Here is a 19122-nt window from a genome sequence, read left to right as displayed (position 1 = left end):
TTAATCTGCCATTTGATCCGATAATTTTTGACTGATTTTTTGATGTATATGATCAAACCCACGATTGCTCATGATCAATACAGCATCGCCTTCTTCTGCCTCTTTGCAAACGGCTTCAGTAATTTCATCGGTGCTCGACAATAAATAGGAATTGCTCAGATCCTGAATAGACTCAGCAAAAGAAAATTCTGCCGGGCGCAGGATAAATGCCCGATCAACCAAAGCAAATACTTTAACTGTATCTGCTGCGTGAATGCCCGTGCGCATGGTGTAAGAAGCAAACTCCAATACCAACAGAATGCGTCGATGCCTTTTACTCGCTTTTAAGGCTTCAATGGTTTTAGTAATAGCGGTAGGATGATGAGCAAAATCGTCGTATACGGTAATTCCACGACAAGTGGCCTTAATTTCCAGACGCCGCTTAACTGGTGTGTAACTTTCCAATGCCCTTGCTGCTCTTTCTGGAGCCACTCCCGCACAAGCGCTGGCAGCGATGGCAGCCAGTGCATTTTCAACATTGAATCGACCAATCAAAGACCAGTTAATTTCAGTTACTTTTTTACCGTGATGAAAAACAGAAAAAGATTGTCCGGCCACATCCATGAGTTGAGCAGACCATTCAGCCTCTGTTGAATCACTCACACATTCTTCTATCCGGCAATAACGGCCTTTTTTAAGTACCTGGTTCAAGGCTTGATCGTCACGTGGTTTGATAAGCAGACCACTCGGCGGAATAGTGCGCATAAAATAATGAAATTGTTGCTGAATCGCAGCAAGATCAGCATAAATATCAGCATGATCAAACTCAAGATTGTTGATAATAGCAATTTGCGGCCTATAATGCATAAATTTTGGACGTTTATCAAAAAAAGCACTGTCATATTCATCCGCTTCTATGACAAACCATTGGCCAGAACCGAAACTGGCGCTGGTATTAAAATTAGCCGCCACACCACCAATTAAAAATCCTGGATTCATACCAGCATGATGTAATATCCAGGCTAACATGGCTGTGGTGGTTGTTTTCCCATGGGTTCCGGCTACCGCTATCACCTTATAACGCGTAAGAATATTTTCAGCTAACCATTGAGGGCCCGAAATATAATCTGCTCTTTGCTCTAAAATGGCTTCAAGAAGCGGCATCCCTCGCTTGATAGCATTGCCGATGATCACACGATCGGCTTTCAAAGCCACCTCGCTGACTTCATAACCTTCAATCCATTCGATACCTTTTGCAGCAAGCAAATCGCTGACTGGAGGATAACAGTTGGCATCACTGCCGGTTACTTTAAAGCCCGCTTCTTGGGCCAGCACGGCCAAGGCACTCATAAAAGTACCGCCTAATCCAAGAATATGCAAATGCGTCATGATGATCTTATCGCCATAAAGAAACAGTTAATATATTCAAAGCCAGTAATCCTACACTGGCTAAAAGAGATTGCATAGTCGAAATATTTAAAGAGTGTCGATAAATATGTGCTGTGATCATAAACTGCCAAACAGAAAGTCCAACCGTTGCAAACAAATAAACCGTACCTAACAATAAAACAAAAGGGTTTTGCATATTTGTTTTAGCTAAAAAAGGCATCAATATTAATAAAGGGATAGCAAAAATATGGATCATGAAATGGGTCGCCCATAAAGATGTGATGGTTTGCACCAACCGCTTAGGAAAAGAAAACAGCTTTAACAGGATATAAGTATAAATCAGATAGGACAACAACAGACTTACACCAGCCAATATTGTAATTAGAGGAGAAAATATAGGCTTTGCAGCAGCAAACTGCCACTGAAAAACGATTAGAATGAAGAACAGAAATCCTGTAAGCACCATTAAAAAGAATGAATATGGAGTATTTTCGGGTGATGTGCGAAACAAGCACAAATGCCAATAGCACCGAACGATTTTTGTTAACATAAAAAATCTCTGTTATTCATTGTGATGATTAGATTTTAGAACCAGTATAAACACATCACAAATCCTATTTACGGATTTATCCTGGCTTTCTTTTAATAATACTTACTTGTTGCACAACAGGTTTTTGCCATGGTCCAGAAATTTTATAAGTATAGGCGCTGATTTTCTGCATACCGTGCTTGATAATTTTATTGGCTATCCAAGCAGCAATACCTGCAACAGGACCTCCTGCGATAGTGGCAACCACCGGCAAACTGGCTGCAATATGAGGGGAAATTTTCAATTCAAGATCATATAAGCGCTTTTTCAAATCCAACTCACCTCTCATGCTGGCATAAGCCACAGGACCATCAATGTAGCTGTCTTTCGTTCGCATATTTCCGTTGGCTATAAGAAAATGTCCTTTAAAAACATCAAAACTATAACCTTTTTGAGATAAATCGCTGAAATCCAGTTTCAGGCGTCTTGGAATGGTTTGCAAGCTTAATATACTCAACAATTTCCCCAAGCCAAGTTTTTCCTCTGTTTCCTGACTGAGATTAGTAATACGACCATCTTTCAGATAAATACTCATCTGTCCTTTAATGGAGGCTAACGTAAAATCAAGCATGGAACCTGGCCAGGTTCCATTAAAATCGACTTCACCATGATCAGCTTCCACAACAGGATCGATTTTGAAGTGCTCCAGGGATCTTGCCAAATCAGAAATCAAAAGTTTGCCATTGACACTTGTCTGACTTTTACTGGAATTCTTCTCCCACTCGCCTGTCACATTCAACTGGTAGCCAGGGGCGGTAATTTTACCGTAATCAAGCAACCATTTTTTCTCAGTAGAATGACTTTTAATGGTTATATTTCCTAAATTGAGATCATCTAATAAAAAATCATCGATGCGTAAATTAAGATGGGGTATCTGGCTGGGATGAAGGTTTAATTTGGAGGCAGATGATGTTTTTAAACCCGGTGAAGCTAATTGCAAACGCTTAAAATAGCCTGACAAGAGGTAATCACGTGGCTGAAATCTTAAATCAGCCATTATTTTTGGCTGTTTAATAAAAATAGACCAGTCTTTTGCATTCAGTTTTGAAGCCTTAAAATACAATTGACTAAAGGTATTATCAAATAAAACGGCTTTTCCAACATGCAAATCGATAAAATTTAAATAAGGAAAAATCGTAAGATCAGTGTTTTTCTCCGATACTGAAGACAGCACTTTACTCCACTGCTCCAGATCCAAAACGGGTACACTGCCAAGAACACGAACACCCTGCTGACTTTGTTTCAGCGCATGTCCGCTCCCCAGACGCATCTCTCCTGAATACAGAGAAAGCCGTCCATTTTTTTCCTCAAACCACATGTCCGTGCTCAAACGGGCATCATAGTTCAGTCGCAAACGCATGGCCTTTTTGGGATTAAAGTCAACATCAACCATTAAAGGAGCATTTTTATCACTGGTTTTACCCAAAGGAGAGGGAAGATCAATGGCAAGCCCTTTCAGGGAGGATCTCATGTGAAGATGATCCAGATCATTTGGATCATCGGTCAATTTTAAATGCGTTGTTGCCGATATCCTTCCTTGTAAAAAATTTAATATAGGCAATTGATACTGTTTACGCAATTCTTTAGCGGTAATATGATTCTCTATCATCACTGAAGTGTAAGGCTTAGGCGTTTTAGTAGAGCGAATCGACATCTTGAACGGATAACCTAAAGCTTTTCCTTTAAAAGTGCTTTTGGTTACGCCTTCTTCATCAAAATCAAGTTGCCCAGATAAATTATTTAACTTAAGCTTTCCAAGCGAATGGTAAAAAGAAACTGAGTTATCTAAAAAATGGATGTTGCCGCGCGCTAAAATCTTATCATTTTCAGGATATAAAGGAATCTGTAATTTTAAATCCAGATTTAACAATCCATAAATCTTTAACATTTTCATCATGGACAACCTTTTCTGTAAGGGAGAGTTCATGACAAAATCAATCGTTTTTTGAGCCGACCCTTCTGTTTTTCCATGAATAAGCAGCATTTCTTTATCATGGCCAATATCATCAACGTTCAAGTTGATTTCCTTAACAGGCATGCCTTGTATATCCGCATTAATGATATCAGCCTCCAGTAAACGTTTATTGACTCTTAAATAAGCATCAATGTCATGAACAAAAGGCCATTTTGAATTAAAGCGTAGTTCCGCACCGCTTAAGTGACTTTGAATCTTAAATACGCCAGATTGATCATCAAAAGGAAAATCAGATGGCTTACCATGAAAAATTACCTGCCCACTTCCTTGTGCGATACGCTTAATATCCTTTTTTAACCAAGCGGCCAATTTTGGCTTAAGATGCTGTTCTGGCAAATAATGAAGCCATTTCTCTATATTTTTTGCCGAAAAATCTGTGACCAGATGAGCATATCCTAATGAATCGCTGGACAAATCATCCAGTACCCCCTGCATGCTCAATGTCAAGTCGGGTCGGTTTAGTACGAATCTCGCAATACTCAACCTTAAACCATGACTTAGATTTTTCCAGTCAAATTCCCCATTTAGAATGGAAAAAATCTGCCCTGGATATCCCTGAAAAGCAATTAAGGCATTTTCACTGTCAAGGGCTAAATGGCCACTGTCAGGCTGCCAATGAATCACTCCTGACAAATGATTTGAGCCCGGAACTGAGCCATGGGCATGCCAGCCCAGTTTCTCAAAATGACTTAAGAAATAGTTGACCTGATGATTTGCAAAATGGATCTGTGTGTCATGAAGCTCGCCATGTGTTTGTATTTTTGATAAAAAACGCAAGGACGGCCTCCAATGGGTAATTTCAGGTAACAGAGATTCTATGATCAGTGATTTAATATAAAACTGGTAGGATTGATTTTGATTATCATAAATCAACTGAAACTGATTTTCAGGCCAGCGAACTCCGGCATAACGCAATTGAAGATGATCAGCAGATAATTGCCAGCCTGAGTCTTTTGCCTTCCAGGCTATATTTCCTTTTATCGATTGAATAAGCTGCTGTTTGTTCTGATTTTTTAATTGCCAGGCCAGATGCCTAAAATGCAGTTGGCTTTGTATTGTGGCAATTTGGCCTCTGGCTATACTCATCCAGATATTGATATTACCCTTTCCTGCTTCAAAACGCTGAGCTGCCTTTGGAAAAATATCTTGCAATTGAGCAGGAAGTATATTTTTAAGGCTAACAAAAATCTCCCCCTTAGTGCGATGAATATGATTTGGATGAAAATACAGATCAGCTAAAAGTTTAAAATGGCTTTCTGATGTTTGCTCAAGTCTGGCTTGTCCTTCTGCCTTATAATGACCAGAATGATTCACGATTTTTAAATTAAAATCATCAATCGGAATTAATGTGCCATCAGAAAAATGCAGGGATAAAGAGACTTGTTTAATAACAAGTCTCTGCTGTAAAGCTAACAAGGAAATATAATGCTGAATAACTTCTGGTGTAAATTGATGAGTATTTAATTCGGAAGCAGACAAACCCTCAATACGCCATTTCCCTTTATCTTCATACAAAGCAAAATGAGCATCCTCTATATACAAAACACCTGGCTGAATTTGCCAATGCCATAATGAACTAAAAAGATTAATGCCAACAAATAATTTATCAAGCCGAGGCGACTCATCTTTTCCGCCGTTAACTACGACTTGTTTTAATTTGATCACTGGTTCAAACCAGTACCAGCCTGTTTCCATTTGACCAATTTTTACCGGTCGACCAATAACTGTGGACAGGCGCTGTTCTATTTGAGATTTATATTGGCTGGCCCATGGGGTCAAGGCACGAAAAATGCTTGAAAATACGGCAAGGATGATGATAGCACTTGCCAGAATTAGCCAGCTTCTTTTGATAATTTTATTCACCGGAAGTGATCGATGATGTTTCAATGCTCTTACTATACCATTGCTTTGGCCAATACTCATCATTTTCCTTATGTTTCCTGTGCTCTAACCGTTTTTCGAACATTTAAGTCCGCATTCTGATTAGAAACCGCATCCTGCGAGTCTTAGCATTAAACCAGAGACAGATAAGAAGTCTTTTTTACCATCCTTTTACAACCTGAATACCATAGATGTATTTAAGCCCTAGCTATAATTGATACTGATTTTCATTTAATTTTTTTTGCACATCTTCTTTTTTTATATTATTTCTTTGAAAAAAAGAAGACATACGTTTTAATCGATTCTCCTTTTTTTCAACACTTTTTTCCTCTGGTTTACAAGCATCAAATAATTTCCTGTATTTTTTTTGTGTCTCTTCGCTGACTAAAGATTCTAGTTTAGTGAGAGAATCAATGAGGTAAGGAGGCGCTTTTCTGTTTTTAATCAAATCATGATAATGCGTATCAATATCTTTCACAATGACTCTACCCACTTCCTGAATACATTTATCATTTAAAGAATTAGTAGCACTTTTACTTGCTGATACTATGTTTTCGATCAATTTCAATAACGCTGCTTGCAACAATTGCTCGTTTCCATCAAGCGCATGAAAATGCAAATTATCTCTAATACCTTGAATTGATTTTTTTAAATTGGGTGAAATATCTTTAATGGAAAGAAGTGTGACAGCAATAGGTCCTGTTTTACCAAAATTTTTTATCGCAAATTCAAAATCAGAAAGCCCAATGGCAATTATTTTTTCCGTTTTTTCAGCTTGTTTCTCACGTATTTGCCCTTTGACAGATGCATTAATCCACATTGTAAATGCAGAAAATTTATCCAAATTATTTGTTAACTTATCCTCATGCCGGTCAGACCATGCGCACTGCAGTTTATAGGTGACGGCAACAGCGATAAGATCCCGTACGATTTGCTGTTCTTCCGGAGTCAAATGAACACTTTGTTTTTTCCAGAATTCCTTCCAGGCAGGATTATTTTCAATAGGTGCAAAAAAAAACTCAATAACATCATTTTTCAGATATTGAATATTTTCCTTATTAACTACAGGCTGCCATTTTTCAAATTTTTTGCCAAACTCTTCCAGTAAAACAGGAGATTGAAAAATGTCTTCTAAACTTTTTGTCATATCCTTAGAGAAAAAAAGACGTGCTTTTTTTGTTTCAAAAACCTCACCGATATGTTTAAGATGATCGTTTTGTACAGTAGTTATCAACGCTTCGATAATTTTATCGCTGTTATTGACAAGAAATTCCTGGGCAGACATCGCATCTCCTTTTCCGTATTTCTCGACCATTATAACGACTTATGATTTTTTATCTATTCCATGAGGCAAAGAGAGCATATCATCCATGCCTATCTACAGGACAAAAAGTTTAATATATTTTTGATGTATTAAGATGTTCTTAAGACTGCACTGATATGCTTATAATATGATTTATTTCAGTAAAAGATAAACTCAATGTATGGTTTTTATAAAAAAAAGACAGAAGAAAGGGAGATAAACAATGAATTACATGAGGCTATATTAAACAGAGATGTCGCAACCTGCCTACAAATTATTCAATCTCCAGAAACCAGTGTTGATATCTTAAATCAGCAATCTCTCAATAACACACCTGCCATGCTTGCCTTAAAAACAGGGCTCATTGAAGTCGCTTGTGCCTTAATAGAAGATGAGCGCGTGGATATAGAATGCCAGGACAAAAGAGGCTTTTCACTATTGCATTTTGCTTGCTTTTTAAGAGAAGACGCCTTGATTATTGCCTTATTAAATCGAAACGCCTGGGGTGAGGCCATTGATGAAGAAAGCCCATGGCCAGACAAAAGCTTTAGTTTTAGAAAATCAGCTCTCAGAAATACTCATCCCTTTTATTTATATAAACTTGAGCAGGTAATTTACTATTTTCCTGAAGAAATTATCGACTCGGATGGCTTTAGCACCTTTCCATTGATTTTAACGGATCTTTTATTTCATGTGGACAAATTATGTCTTAATTATGCCATTAAAGAAAAAGAAGATTTTATCGAAGCAGATGAGATTCCAGCTACCTCATATCGTTTTGCCAAATATGCAGAAATAGGTTTACAAGATTTTTTTGCCATGAGAAATAGAAAGCCAGTTAACGAAGAAATACTGCAATCTTTACAGTCTTTACAGAAAGATAATCAGCTGACTCGGCGCCCAGTGTAATACTGGAGTCCTAATCTGAGGATGTGCTCAAGCCTCATAATCTTTCTTTTCGCTTCTGGCAAAAGTTTAAAAAATATGTCCATGGGATCTATAGTTTTTTCTCAGGTTTTTCCCTCAGTGTTTTTTCCTTTGATGGCAGAGAACTGTGGAAAAAAGTAGGTAATAAAGGGGCATGTTTTGATTTTTTGTTTTGAGCATCCATTGTTCTGGCAGCCTGATATTTTTGTATTTTGTAATTTTTTAACAATCGGGCACATTGCTCTTTTACTTTACTGCCGATGAAATGCTCCACTTTTCCTACAGAATTCATGAGAAAATCAGCCGTTTTTACATCTCTGAAACGAACAAGATGGTGTATATTTATATCCATTAATATGGCTTCCGACAATTTTTTAAGACAATATTTATCTACCTTTGATTTTGCCTGTTTACTTGAAAGAAGCATATCATCGACAAGCTTTACTAATCCCTCTTGTAATATTTCTTCACTTTCACTAATCGCTTTAAAATGGATATTTCTCCTGATACTCTGAAGCTGTTCCATTAATTTTGGATAGATTTCCTGTTTTGATAGCATGGATAATTTCTGATTTTCATCGCCTATATTCAGCAAGCCTGTTTTAAAATCAGTAAGAGCATTTTCAATCATTCTCCTGGTTTTTTGTAATTGTTTTTCTTTTATCTCATTATTTACTGTTCCATTAATCCACATAGTAAAGCAGGACACTTTATCAATCTGATTTCGATCTGACATTCTTACAGCATTCTCTATTGCCCATAAACATTGTATTTTATAAGCGACCCCTACTGCGATTAAATCCCGGATTTCCTTTTGCTGTTCTTTTGGAATAAGTTTTTTTTGCTCCTGCCAGAACTCTTGCCATTCCTCACTTTGTTCAAGAGGTTTGAAAAAATATTCAACTAACTTTTTTAGATACCTGATATTTTTTTTATTAACTACAGGTTCCCATTGATCAAATTTTTTTCAAAACCAGCAAGCACCTCATTATTTTGAAAGATTTTTGTCAATTCATCTGAAATAGCAATATCAAAAAACAAACGACCATAATGCCCTGTAAATACTTTACCAATATGTTCTAATTTTTTTCTTTCTACAGCCTCATTTAAAGAGTCTATGATTATATTGCTATGACTTTTAAGACGTTTCTGAGCATCATCCATTGCCTTCTCCTTTAATATCCCTTTTTCCTAATTCACATACAGATTGAATATTAATAATTCAATAAGAACAAATATTAAATTATAAGCTCAAATTTAAGTATAGTTTATTGTTCATTGTTCTCAGGGAAAGGAATTTATTGAAGCTCTCAAATGAGATAAATAATCCTAGCTGATATGACTTTTTCCATTAATTTGGCACACAAAGATGATGATCAGTGATTTGATGCGAGATGATATACTGAGGTTTACTCTTAATCTGAAGATTTATCTAGTTTGCGCAGAAAAGCCAGCTTTTCCGCAATTTTGCTTTCCATGCCTCGAGCAACCGGTTTATACCAGCCTGGCTCTTTTACTCCTTCAGGAAAATAATTTTCTCCGGCAGCATAACCATACGGCTCATCATGAGCATAGCGATAATTTTTTCCATAACCAAGCTTTTTCATAAGCTTTGTTGGAGCATTGCGTAAATGGATCGGAACCTCACGTGATTTATCTTTTCTCACAAAGGCCATGGCCTGATTAAATGCCATATAGCCAGCATTGCTTTTTGCGGCTACTGCCAGATAAATAACAGCTTGTGCTAATGCCAGTTCACCCTCTGGAGAACCAAGCCTGTCATAGGTCTCTGCGGCCTCGTTGGCAATCTGCATGGCACGCGGATCACTTAATCCAATATCCTCCCAAGCCATGCGGATAATACGTCTGGATAAATAATGAGGATCGACTCCGCCATCAAGCATGCGGCATAGCCAATAAAGAGCTGCATCAGGGTTTGATCCACGAACCGACTTATGCAAAGCGGAAATTTGATCATAAAATTGCTCTCCCCCTTTATCAAAGCGTCTGGCAGAACTGCTGAGAATGTTTTCCATAGCCTCATGGTTGATATGCCTTGTATTTAATGCCTCAGCAGCTATTGCCGTTTGTTCTATAAGATTTAAAAGCCTTCGCGCATCACCATCGGCAAAAGAAATCAGCACCTTTAGCGCATCAGTTTCGAAGCTCAAATGAGGCAGGTATGTTTGTTGAGCGCGGGTGAATAAGTTTAACAATTCATTATCAGTTAAAGGTTTTAATACATACACCTGAGCGCGTGACAGTAAGGCTGTATTGACTTCAAAAGAAGGATTTTCAGTTGTAGCGCCAATAAAAGTAATCAATCCTGATTCCGTGTAAGGAAGGAGTGCGTCCTGTTGTGCCTTATTAAAGCGATGGATTTCATCAATAAACAGGATCGTACCTTGTTGATGCTTGAGGTTCACCTTTGCTTTCTCAACCGCCGACCGAATATCCTTGACCCCGGAGAAAACAGCAGATAAAGCGATCCAGTCACAATCAAAAGCCTGAGCGGTAAGCCTTGCGAGTGTGGTTTTACCCACTCCGGGAGGCCCCCACAAGATCATTGAATGAAGTTTTCCAGTCTGGAATGCTACGCGCAAAGGTTTACCTTCGGCAAGTAAATGTTGCTGGCCGATTACATCTTCAAGAGATGACGGTCTTAGTGCTTCTGCCAAAGGCTCTTCCGGCAGATTATTGATTAGGCTCATTGTTTAATGACATCCACCCCTTTAGGTGGTTTAAATTTAAATAATTTTTGTGCCAGCTGCGGATTAATTTTAACGCCATTAAAACGTACCTTAGTAATCTGGCCTAACTGATCGTACAAATCCAGCCTCTGTAAGCTCTCTCCCTTGAAAATCATTTTCACGCGTTGAAAGCCGTTTCCAGGTTGTTTTGCTTTCATATCAAAATGTTGCGTTTTTTCTTTTTCATTCAGCTTCACGTCAAAATCACGGGCAACGGTATCATCATAACCGCTTAAAAATAATGCAGCCGTTCCCCCAAGGCTTTTTTTCTGCTTTTTCACCGTGACTTGTTCCAGATCAACATCATAAACCCACATTCGCTCCCCATCCGCGACAACCAGCTGTGGCATAGGAGATTTTGTATCCCAGCGAAAACGGCCGGGGCGGGATAAGGCCATTGTTCCTGAGGACTGAGATACCTGACGATTTTTAGCATTAACAACTTGGCTGAATGAAGCAGTCATTGTACGAATATCGTTTAATTTTTTTTGCAAAATATCCGCTGCAGTTTCACTATAACCACATTTAACAGCAGCAAGAAAGAAAATGATGATCCATTTTTTCATGATTAATCCTCAGTTACCGATGACACTAAAATTTCTCTGACACCTCCTTCCAGAGGCCCTACAATTCCAGTACGTTCCATTTCTTCGACTAAACGTGCAGCGCGATTATACCCTATTTTCAACCGACGCTGGACCGCAGATATACTGGCTTTTCGAGATTGAAGCACAAATTCAACGGCTTCATCATAGAGAGGATCGGCATCTTCTGTGGCTTGCCCTCCTTCTTCTTCAAAACCACTCTCAAAACCGTCGGTTTGCATCTGAGTAATTTCTTCCATATAGTCAGGCTCGCCTCTGGCACGCCAGTCATCAGCAATACGATGCACTTCTTTATCATCCACAAAAGCGCCATGCACTCTTAAAGGCGCACCACTTCCAGGAGCCAGATACAGCATGTCCCCGTGTCCAAGTAATTGTTCTGCTCCTTGTTGATCCAGTATAGTACGTGAATCAATTTTTGAGGACACCTGAAAAGACATCCGTGTAGGGATATTGGATTTGATTAAACCCGTTAAAACATCTACCGAGGGTCTTTGCGTGGCCAGAATAAGATGAATACCAGCAGCTCTGGCCTTCTGTGCAATACGGGCAATAAGCTGTTCCACTTTCTTGCCTACCACCATCATCATATCGGCAAGCTCATCAATAATAACCACAATATAAGGCAGTTTTTCCAGAAGCGGTACGCTTTCATTCATGGATGTACCTGCTTTCCACAAGGGATCGGTGAGTGGCTCACCCTGTGCTATTGCTTCACCGATTTTGGCATTAAATCCTGACAGATTTCTCACCCCCAAGGCTGCCATTAAACGATATCGCCGCTCCATCTCACCCACACACCAACGCAAAGCACTGGCCGCTTCTTTCATATCCGTCACTACAGGCGTTAACAGATGAGGAATACCATCATAAACCGATAACTCCAGCATTTTTGGATCAACCATGATTAAGCGAACCTGTTCGGGTGTTGCCTTAAACAGTAGACTCAGAATCATGGCATTTATTCCTACTGATTTTCCGGAACCCGTGGTTCCCGCTACCAGTAAATGAGGCATTTTGGCCAGATCCACTACCATGGGATGTCCGGCAATATCAACACCCAAGGCCAAACTTATCGGGGAATGGGCCTGTTGATACACGTCGGCAGACAATACATCCGATAAACGAACGATCTCACGATGTTGGTTAGGCAGCTCAAGCCCAACCACCGTTTTGCCTGGGATCACTTCAACAACTCGCACTGAAACTACAGACATGGAACGAGCCAGGTCTTTTGAAAGATTAGTTAATTTACTGACCTTTACGCCTGCCGCCAGCTGTAATTCAAAACGGGTAATTACAGGGCCAGGATGAACAGCTACTACATCCGCCTGTATGCCGAAATCAATCAAATGCTGCTCAAGTTCACGCGATAAACTTTCCAGTTCCTGATGCGTATAACCACCCATCGGTTTCCCGGGAGTTCCTTTATCAAGCAGGTTTAAACTGGGCATTATGCCCGAAGCCGAAGCTTTTTTTACAGCCTTTTTTTCCTTAGGTAGCTTCTGCTCTATTTTTGATTCATCAACAATGGAAACAGATGATTTCTTTTCCTTTCTCTTTTTTTCTCGTTTTTGAGACACATTCATGGGAGAGATGGATTTTTCTCTTTTTTTCATGTATTGAGCAAAAGAGCGTATTTTTAACAAGCCATAAGTCAGTCCTTTCAGCATAAAACGTAAAATTCGTAAAAAATAAAATCCAGTCAATTCAACTAAACGCACCCAGGATAAGCCGGTCAACCAGGTGACTCCCACAAGCAGCATAGCCATTAATAATAAATTTGCACCCTCAAAATTAAAGGCATGCGTTAACCCTTCTGACATTTTTAAACCGACAATACCTCCGGCACTGTGAATTTCATTGACATCCTTTACCTGCGGCTCCAGACCTAATAAGCCACATCCTCCGAGCATAAGCATGATAAAGCCGAAAAACCGCAACGTAAGAACCAGTTTGTTGATGATTTTCAGACGTCGATGATCCTTAAGGATAACCCAGGCCATGTATGCAAAGCAGACAGGAATCAGATAAGCCAGAAAACCAAACATAAAAAATAAAGTATCAGCAATGTATGAACCAACCTGCCCACCGGCATTCGTTATACTTGATGAGCGACTGATATGAGTCCATCCAGGATCACTGACTTTGTAAGTGGTAAGTGATAATAAAACAAAAAGAGCGCAGGTCAGAATGAAGATAAAACCACCCTCAATAAGACGCTTGATCAAAAAGTTCGGCAAGGCATTTTTGGGGCTGCCCGCCTGATTGCCCGAATGTTGTTTTCCCATAAGACTGTTAAAAATGTTAATTTTGTCATAATATTTGCCATCATATTAACATAAAATATAAGGAAGGCAGATACAATGAGCAAAAGCAATCATCACCGCTTAATTATTTTAGGCTCAGGCCCTGCTGGTTATACGGCGGCAGTATATGCTGCACGCGCCAATTTAAATCCAGTCGTCATCACCGGTATGCAGCCAGGTGGGCAATTAACCACCACCACAGACGTTGATAACTGGCCGGGAGATGTTGAAGGCTTACAAGGTCCTGCATTAATGGAGCGCATGCAGCAACACGCAGAGCGTTTTCAAACCAAGGTTATTTTTGATCATATTAATCATGCTGACCTCAGTGTCCGTCCTTTTAAATTGGAGGGGGATAATGAAAATTATACCTGCGATGCTCTGATCATCGCCACTGGAGCCTCGGCACGCTACCTCGGCCTTGAGTCAGAAAAAGCCTATCAAGGAAGAGGCGTTTCCGCCTGCGCCACCTGTGACGGCTTTTTTTATAGAAACAAAAAAGTCTGTGTGATTGGAGGAGGAAATACGGCAGTAGAAGAAGCGCTTTATCTTTCCAATTTAGCCTCAGAGGTAACTCTTATTCACCGTCGAGATAGTTTACGCGCAGAAAAAATTCTACAGGACAAATTATTTGAAAAGGAACGTAACGGCAACATTAATATCATATGGGATCATACGCTTCAGGAAGTTTTAGGCGATGAAATGAAAGTGACTGGCGCAGTTATTCGCCATACAAAAAGCGATGAAACTCAAACACTCAATGTTGACGGTGTTTTTATTGCCATTGGCCACACTCCCAATACAGAATTATTTAAAAATCAACTGGATATGAATGACGGCTATATCAAAATTCGTTCAGGCTTAAACGGCATGGCTACCGCTACCAACGTTCCTGGCGTATTCGCATGCGGTGATGTCGCTGATCATGTCTACAGGCAAGCGGTTACTTCAGCTGGATTTGGCTGCATGGCTGCCCTTGATGCTGAAAAATATCTGGATGAAACGGCAAAATAGTTTTTTTCTCATATAAAAATATGATGTGTTTATACATATGTAAAACTTAGTAATAAATGACAGGAGACCACCATCAAAAACCCTGTTTTACTGAGCGCAGAGAATTATACCTTTCCTGATCCTGAATACTATGATAAACAGGGATTGCTTGCTATTGGCGGAGATTTATCACCTCAACGGTTAATTCAAGCCTATTCACAGGGTATTTTTCCCTGGTTTGAACCTGGAAGTCCGATTCTCTGGTGGTCTCCTGATCCCCGCCTGATTTTATGGCCCAATAATTTCCGCATCTCACGAAGCCTCAGACAAACACTAAAAAAACCTTTTCAACTCACAGTCGATAATGCTTTTAAAGAAGTCATCATCGCCTGCGCCACCAATAAGGAACGGTTGAACAATACCTGGATAACACCAGCTATGATTGAAGCTTACGAGAAGTTACATCAAATGGGTTATGCGCATTCTTTTGAAGTCTGGTTAAATGATGAGCTTGTCGGCGGATTATACGGGGTAAGCTTAGGTCATGCTTTTTTTGGCGAATCCATGTTTCATAAAGAAAGAGACGCCTCAAAAGTCGCTATGTATTTTTTATGTTCTGTCATGAAAAGCTGGCAATTTGATTTTATTGATTGTCAATTGCCAACTGCTCATTTGCAACGCATGGGAGCAGAAACCGTCCCAAGAAAACAGTTTCTTGATTTATTACGGCGAACCTTGCGATATCCGAACAAACAGGAAAAATGGGTTTATTCATCACACAACACAATCCCACGGTAAGTATTTTCCAATATGTCAAGATAGAATGAAGTTTTTAAGCTGAAAAGAGCATTTATCGGGAAAATGTGGACCACAGTGTTTTCAGCAAAAAAGACACGAGCCCTGTACATATCAGCTGGAGCAATTGCCATTTACCTCATTTTAGTGCAATATAAGCAGCAATTTTCTATAATAAACATATTTTTAATCTATTCCCTTTTTGAGAGACCTATGGCAAAAGAAGATCATATTGAAATGCAAGGTACAGTTATTGAAACACTGCCTAATACCATGTTTCGTGTAGAGCTGGAGAATGGCCACATTGTTACTGCTCATATTTCTGGTCGCATGCGCAAAAATTACATTCGAATTCTTACCGGTGATAAGGTTAAGGTAGAGCTTACACCGTATGATTTAACCAAAGGCCGTATTACCTTCCGTGATAAGGGTTAATCTTGGTTTATATGCAATCCGCCATTTTTTAGCAAAAGTTTTTTTCCATATCTTTGAACAGTTGCATTGAAAGTTTTTCAAGTTTAAGGCCATCAAGGAAGATGGTACACCTGTAACTCTTTACTCATGTTAAGCAACTTCGCCTTTTTTGCATCTTTGTACGCATTTTGAAATTCAAATACTCTTTTTCTCCATGTAAACTGCGCTTTAAGATTCCAAAATGCATACAAATTTTCTAAAAAATACTATGCTGCGAAATATGAACTCTTTATCAAGCTTGCTCATTCACTGTAGCTATTATCTCTATCTAACGGTTGTACGTTTTGAGCGGCTATCTCTTTTGAAATATGGAGTAAAAATTGACTATCTTTTTATAAAATGATGACAAAACTCCTCAGCTGTCTCCTCAGAATCTCTACATTTTAATAAGGATAAAGGATCATTATGTCCAAACCCAAATAAACGGTTGGAAGAAATGACTTTTCTATTCTTCCAATGGTTAACCCTTTCCACAGACCTTTTTTCCTTTTTAAGAGAGTAATGCAATGATGCCTTTTCCGGAATCACACCATCAAGAACTTCATTACTATCTTTACTGTGCTTTGAAGGCTTTATCACAATGTATTCTTTATATTTATCAGGAATCTCAATGAAATAAGGCGCAACCTCTAACTCAAAATTAGAAAGATATAATTTAAGTGAAGTCCATTTTTGTTTCTTCGTTTCCCTTTCTCGCTCTAACTGATAATGTTTAAGATTAGAGAAACTCGAAAAAGAACGTCCATTGAATATTTTAATCGGCATCCCCTGTTTAAAATATAAATAACTGATTAAAGTTAAGACAGCCGCACCTAATGAATGCCCAACCAGAGATATATTTTTCTCGGAAACTCCCATATTTCTTAAACGTTCAACCTGAGCAATAGCATCGTACACAAGATCAATCTGGCTTTTTAATGCGCCGGAACTTCTGATAACGTTCCTAAAATTAAAGGCAACCACATTTTGCTTAAGTTTTCGAGAGTGACGAACCAAATCTTTATACAAATCTTGCATGCACATGTCATTGCCTACGGCAAAAATAACAAATTTTTGTTGGTCAATTGGCTGTCGCTGTTGTTCGATATGTAAAAACTCTGCCGTTTCTAAAAGGGCTCCGTCAAAATTTTCTATTTCGTGATGTTGGAATGAGATATCCGAAGCCTTGCTTAATTCATTTTTTATTGCCGCTTCAATCGCATAAGTTTCCTCTAAGAAAAAAAAATCATTTTTGAGGTTTTGTGCAGGTAATACCTGCTTACTGACAGTAGAACCCATAAAAAAACAAAACATTTCGCGCAACCATGTTTTTGGGTTGCGCTTGCTTCCGAAACCGAAATAATATTCAGCAGCCTCGTGTATCGTGTTTTTTTTAACAATATATTTCATAACAACTAACCTGTTAAATTAATCGCATATATACAAAAACGCATATTATACACAAATTAACTACAAAATTTCTTCCATAGCGTATTCCTATTTATTTAAAGCCAGGTTTATCTCTTTACCGATCTTTTGAAATTACCAATGTATTTCCTATAATTTAAACAAATAGATTTATTTTTTTTCAACAATGACCAAGTCCAAGCAAGAAACCATTAGTAACCTCGAGGATGAACTTTGGGATGTGGAAACGGTAACCGCAGTAGCTGAAGCCAGGAAAGCTAAGCGAGAAATGAAAGGTGATTCAATGAACCTTTTCATATTGAAAGTTGATCATCCTGAAAGTGACAATGAACTGGCGGCATTTATCAATGAACTGAAAAATAAAATCACGGACATTCCAAATGGAACACGCATTCAGTTAGCAGTACAAAGTGGTGAACACTGGTATCCGGTGGATATAGAAATTAATAACCAAAATTTAAGTGTACTTATACCTGAAGCAGGATTTTCACCTAGCACAGCAAATGCCACCAGTCTGATTTTAGATGCTTTCCCTAAAGCTGATATTTATCGTTTCTACCCTGAAACAGAAACTCATTTAGGCAGGCAAAGAACTTATATGATTCAAGCTGATGGCGAAAGCTGTTCCAAGTATGCATTACAACAGCTTTTTTCTTTAAATAAAAATAAAGATCTCCACCATCAATTAATGCAAAATCAAGGTTTGTTTGAAATAGAAAGCCTTTATCCCAAAGCTGAAAATCCTAAACAGCATTATAAATTTAGCTTTTCTAATTGTTCCCCTGAATTGGCAGTCATATTTAAAGCCACCCAATCGACCTCAGCATTTGAGAGGTTAAGTGATTCCATAAAAAAAGAGCCCGTTAATACAAAAGGAGAAACATTACAAGAATATTTCCGCAGGCATGTCAGATCAGAATCAACTGAAAGACCGCAAAGTCGGGGTGTTTTTGATTTTAAAGCAAAGCAAATTTCAGAAACAAAACATTTTCTTAAGAGTCTAAAGAAGGATGGTTATAAGGAAATAATGAAAACTTCTGCTCGGACTGGAATTGATTTTTTAACACAAGAAAAATTCAATTTAAAATCGGAACCAATGGGAAAACGCAGCTTGATTGAACATAAACAAACTCGTGATTTATTTTTACAAAAATTAAATCAGTATTTTAGAGAAACAAGCACGGCTCTTCATCAAGTTATGCACTCTCCTGAAAAAATGCAAAAAGCAATAGAGCTGCAAGGAAAACTTGAATCATTAAGAGAACGATTTATGGCGGTTACACCTTCTTCATATAAAAAATCACTAGACAGCTTATACAAAACTCATATGGAAGAGCTTATGCAATTAAGTGATGAAATTAATGCAAATGCTGGGTTGTTGGAAACTGATGCAATGAAAACAATGGATAGGCAGCTTAAAGAAATTCAAGAAATAGCCAGGAGTTCATATCCAACTTCAAAAATATCCAGTCGTTTTCGTGAAAAATTAAAAATTATAGTTTCCGATCGTAAAGAGCTTGTTGAAATGCTGGATAAGTTAGGTCATAAGGAAGATAACAAAGCAATAAAGCAACAAATTAATTTAATCAGAAAGCGTGCAATTAATGGTGCAGAAATGCATTCAATTCAAGACGCGTTAATTGCACTAAAAGAGAAGAATGAAGTAAAAGCTCCTCATTTGCTTCAGAATGTATTAGAGAAACTGGATTCAGACATCCCCAAAAAAAGTATGTCAAGCTAGAACCA

General features: G+C 38.5%; 15 protein-coding genes. 5 read left to right on the top strand and 10 right to left on the bottom strand.

What is annotated here, in order from left to right; all coding sequences use genetic code 11:
- From mpl to E4T55_RS13950, 4 genes are all read right to left on the bottom strand, one after another.
- Positions 1-1371, bottom strand: a complete 1371-nt coding sequence (gene mpl / locus E4T55_RS13965) for a UDP-N-acetylmuramate:L-alanyl-gamma-D-glutamyl-meso-diaminopimelate ligase (protein WP_172460998.1) — start codon at positions 1369-1371, stop codon at positions 1-3.
- Between the two features lie 4 nt (positions 1372-1375).
- Positions 1376-1918, bottom strand: a complete 543-nt coding sequence (locus E4T55_RS13960) for a hypothetical protein (protein ID WP_058502059.1) — start codon at positions 1916-1918, stop codon at positions 1376-1378.
- A 76-nt stretch (positions 1919-1994) separates the two neighbouring features.
- A complete protein-coding gene (locus E4T55_RS13955) occupies positions 1995-5858 on the bottom strand; it encodes a YhdP family protein (protein ID WP_082636542.1) in 3864 nt (1287 codons plus the stop codon).
- Between the two features lie 163 nt (positions 5859-6021).
- Positions 6022-7098, bottom strand: coding sequence for a hypothetical protein (locus tag E4T55_RS13950; RefSeq protein ID WP_058502061.1), 1077 nt, complete (start codon positions 7096-7098; stop codon positions 6022-6024).
- A gap of 195 nt (positions 7099-7293) precedes the next feature.
- On the opposite strand from E4T55_RS13950, the gene E4T55_RS13945 reads away from it, so the two are divergent.
- Positions 7294-8025, top strand: coding sequence for an ankyrin repeat domain-containing protein (locus E4T55_RS13945; protein ID WP_058502062.1), 732 nt, complete (start codon positions 7294-7296; stop codon positions 8023-8025).
- Positions 8026-8113: 88 nt separating this feature from the next.
- On the opposite strand, the gene E4T55_RS13940 is transcribed toward E4T55_RS13945, so the two are convergent.
- From E4T55_RS13940 to E4T55_RS13920, 5 genes are all read right to left on the bottom strand, one after another.
- Positions 8114-8779, bottom strand: coding sequence for a hypothetical protein (locus E4T55_RS13940; protein WP_058502063.1), 666 nt, complete (start codon positions 8777-8779; stop codon positions 8114-8116).
- A gap of 203 nt (positions 8780-8982) precedes the next feature.
- Positions 8983-9207, bottom strand: coding sequence for a hypothetical protein (locus E4T55_RS13935; RefSeq protein ID WP_058502064.1), 225 nt, complete (start codon positions 9205-9207; stop codon positions 8983-8985).
- A 251-nt stretch (positions 9208-9458) separates the two neighbouring features.
- Complete coding sequence (locus E4T55_RS13930) at positions 9459-10754, bottom strand: replication-associated recombination protein A (protein WP_058502065.1); 1296 nt, start codon at positions 10752-10754, stop codon at positions 9459-9461.
- Positions 10751-11359, bottom strand: a complete 609-nt coding sequence (gene lolA / locus E4T55_RS13925) for an outer membrane lipoprotein periplasmic chaperone LolA (RefSeq protein ID WP_058502066.1) — start codon at positions 11357-11359, stop codon at positions 10751-10753. The genes E4T55_RS13930 and lolA overlap by 4 nt, the downstream gene beginning before the upstream one ends.
- Positions 11360-11361: 2 nt before the next feature.
- Positions 11362-13689: a DNA translocase FtsK gene (locus tag E4T55_RS13920; protein ID WP_058502067.1), complete on the bottom strand. Its 2328-nt coding sequence runs from the start codon at positions 13687-13689 to the stop codon at positions 11362-11364.
- Between the two features lie 75 nt (positions 13690-13764).
- Here E4T55_RS13920 and trxB point away from each other — a divergent pair, with 75 nt between their 5' ends.
- The 3 genes from trxB (at position 13765) to infA (ending at position 15930) form a co-directional block, all read left to right on the top strand.
- Complete coding sequence (gene trxB / locus E4T55_RS13915) at positions 13765-14721, top strand: thioredoxin-disulfide reductase (RefSeq protein WP_058502068.1); 957 nt, start codon at positions 13765-13767, stop codon at positions 14719-14721.
- Between the two features lie 90 nt (positions 14722-14811).
- On the top strand, positions 14812-15498 hold the full coding sequence (aat, locus tag E4T55_RS13910) for a leucyl/phenylalanyl-tRNA--protein transferase (RefSeq protein WP_058502069.1): 687 nt from the start codon (positions 14812-14814) through the stop codon (positions 15496-15498).
- Positions 15499-15708: 210 nt separating this feature from the next.
- Positions 15709-15930 (top strand): translation initiation factor IF-1, encoded by a 222-nt coding sequence (gene infA / locus E4T55_RS13905; protein ID WP_058502115.1) that lies wholly within the window; start codon positions 15709-15711, stop codon positions 15928-15930.
- Between the two features lie 363 nt (positions 15931-16293).
- Here infA and E4T55_RS13900 read toward each other — a convergent pair whose 3' ends face one another.
- On the bottom strand, positions 16294-17262 hold the full coding sequence (locus E4T55_RS13900) for a hypothetical protein (protein ID WP_131780718.1): 969 nt from the start codon (positions 17260-17262) through the stop codon (positions 16294-16296).
- 334 nt (positions 17263-17596) lie between these two features.
- On the opposite strand from E4T55_RS13900, the gene E4T55_RS13895 reads away from it, so the two are divergent.
- Entirely contained in the window at positions 17597-19117 is a 1521-nt protein-coding gene (locus tag E4T55_RS13895; RefSeq protein ID WP_131780719.1) for a hypothetical protein, read from the top strand.
- Positions 19118-19122 lie beyond the last annotated feature (5 nt).

The sequence above is a fragment of the Legionella israelensis genome (assembly GCF_004571175.1).
Classification (GTDB): domain Bacteria; phylum Pseudomonadota; class Gammaproteobacteria; order Legionellales; family Legionellaceae; genus Legionella_D; species Legionella_D israelensis.
Note: the sequence above shows the minus strand (reverse complement) of the source record. Positions and strands in the feature narration are given on the sequence as shown.

Coding starts and splice junctions, on each gene's coding strand:
- infA (WP_058502115.1), top strand. CDS start 15,709: ATGGCAAAAGAAGATCATATTGAAATGCAAGGTACAGTTATTGAAACA.
- trxB (WP_058502068.1), top strand. CDS start 13,765: ATGAGCAAAAGCAATCATCACCGCTTAATTATTTTAGGCTCAGGCCCT.
- E4T55_RS13960 (WP_058502059.1), bottom strand. CDS start 1,918: ATGTTAACAAAAATCGTTCGGTGCTATTGGCATTTGTGCTTGTTTCGC.
- E4T55_RS13920 (WP_058502067.1), bottom strand. CDS start 13,689: ATGGGAAAACAACATTCGGGCAATCAGGCGGGCAGCCCCAAAAATGCC.
- E4T55_RS13950 (WP_058502061.1), bottom strand. CDS start 7,098: ATGTCTGCCCAGGAATTTCTTGTCAATAACAGCGATAAAATTATCGAA.
- E4T55_RS13930 (WP_058502065.1), bottom strand. CDS start 10,754: ATGAGCCTAATCAATAATCTGCCGGAAGAGCCTTTGGCAGAAGCACTA.
- E4T55_RS13945 (WP_058502062.1), top strand. CDS start 7,294: ATGTATGGTTTTTATAAAAAAAAGACAGAAGAAAGGGAGATAAACAAT.
- E4T55_RS13935 (WP_058502064.1), bottom strand. CDS start 9,207: ATGGATGATGCTCAGAAACGTCTTAAAAGTCATAGCAATATAATCATA.
- E4T55_RS13955 (WP_082636542.1), bottom strand. CDS start 5,858: ATGATGAGTATTGGCCAAAGCAATGGTATAGTAAGAGCATTGAAACAT.
- E4T55_RS13940 (WP_058502063.1), bottom strand. CDS start 8,779: ATGTCAGATCGAAATCAGATTGATAAAGTGTCCTGCTTTACTATGTGG.
- lolA (WP_058502066.1), bottom strand. CDS start 11,359: ATGAAAAAATGGATCATCATTTTCTTTCTTGCTGCTGTTAAATGTGGT.
- E4T55_RS13900 (WP_131780718.1), bottom strand. CDS start 17,262: ATGTTTTGTTTTTTTATGGGTTCTACTGTCAGTAAGCAGGTATTACCT.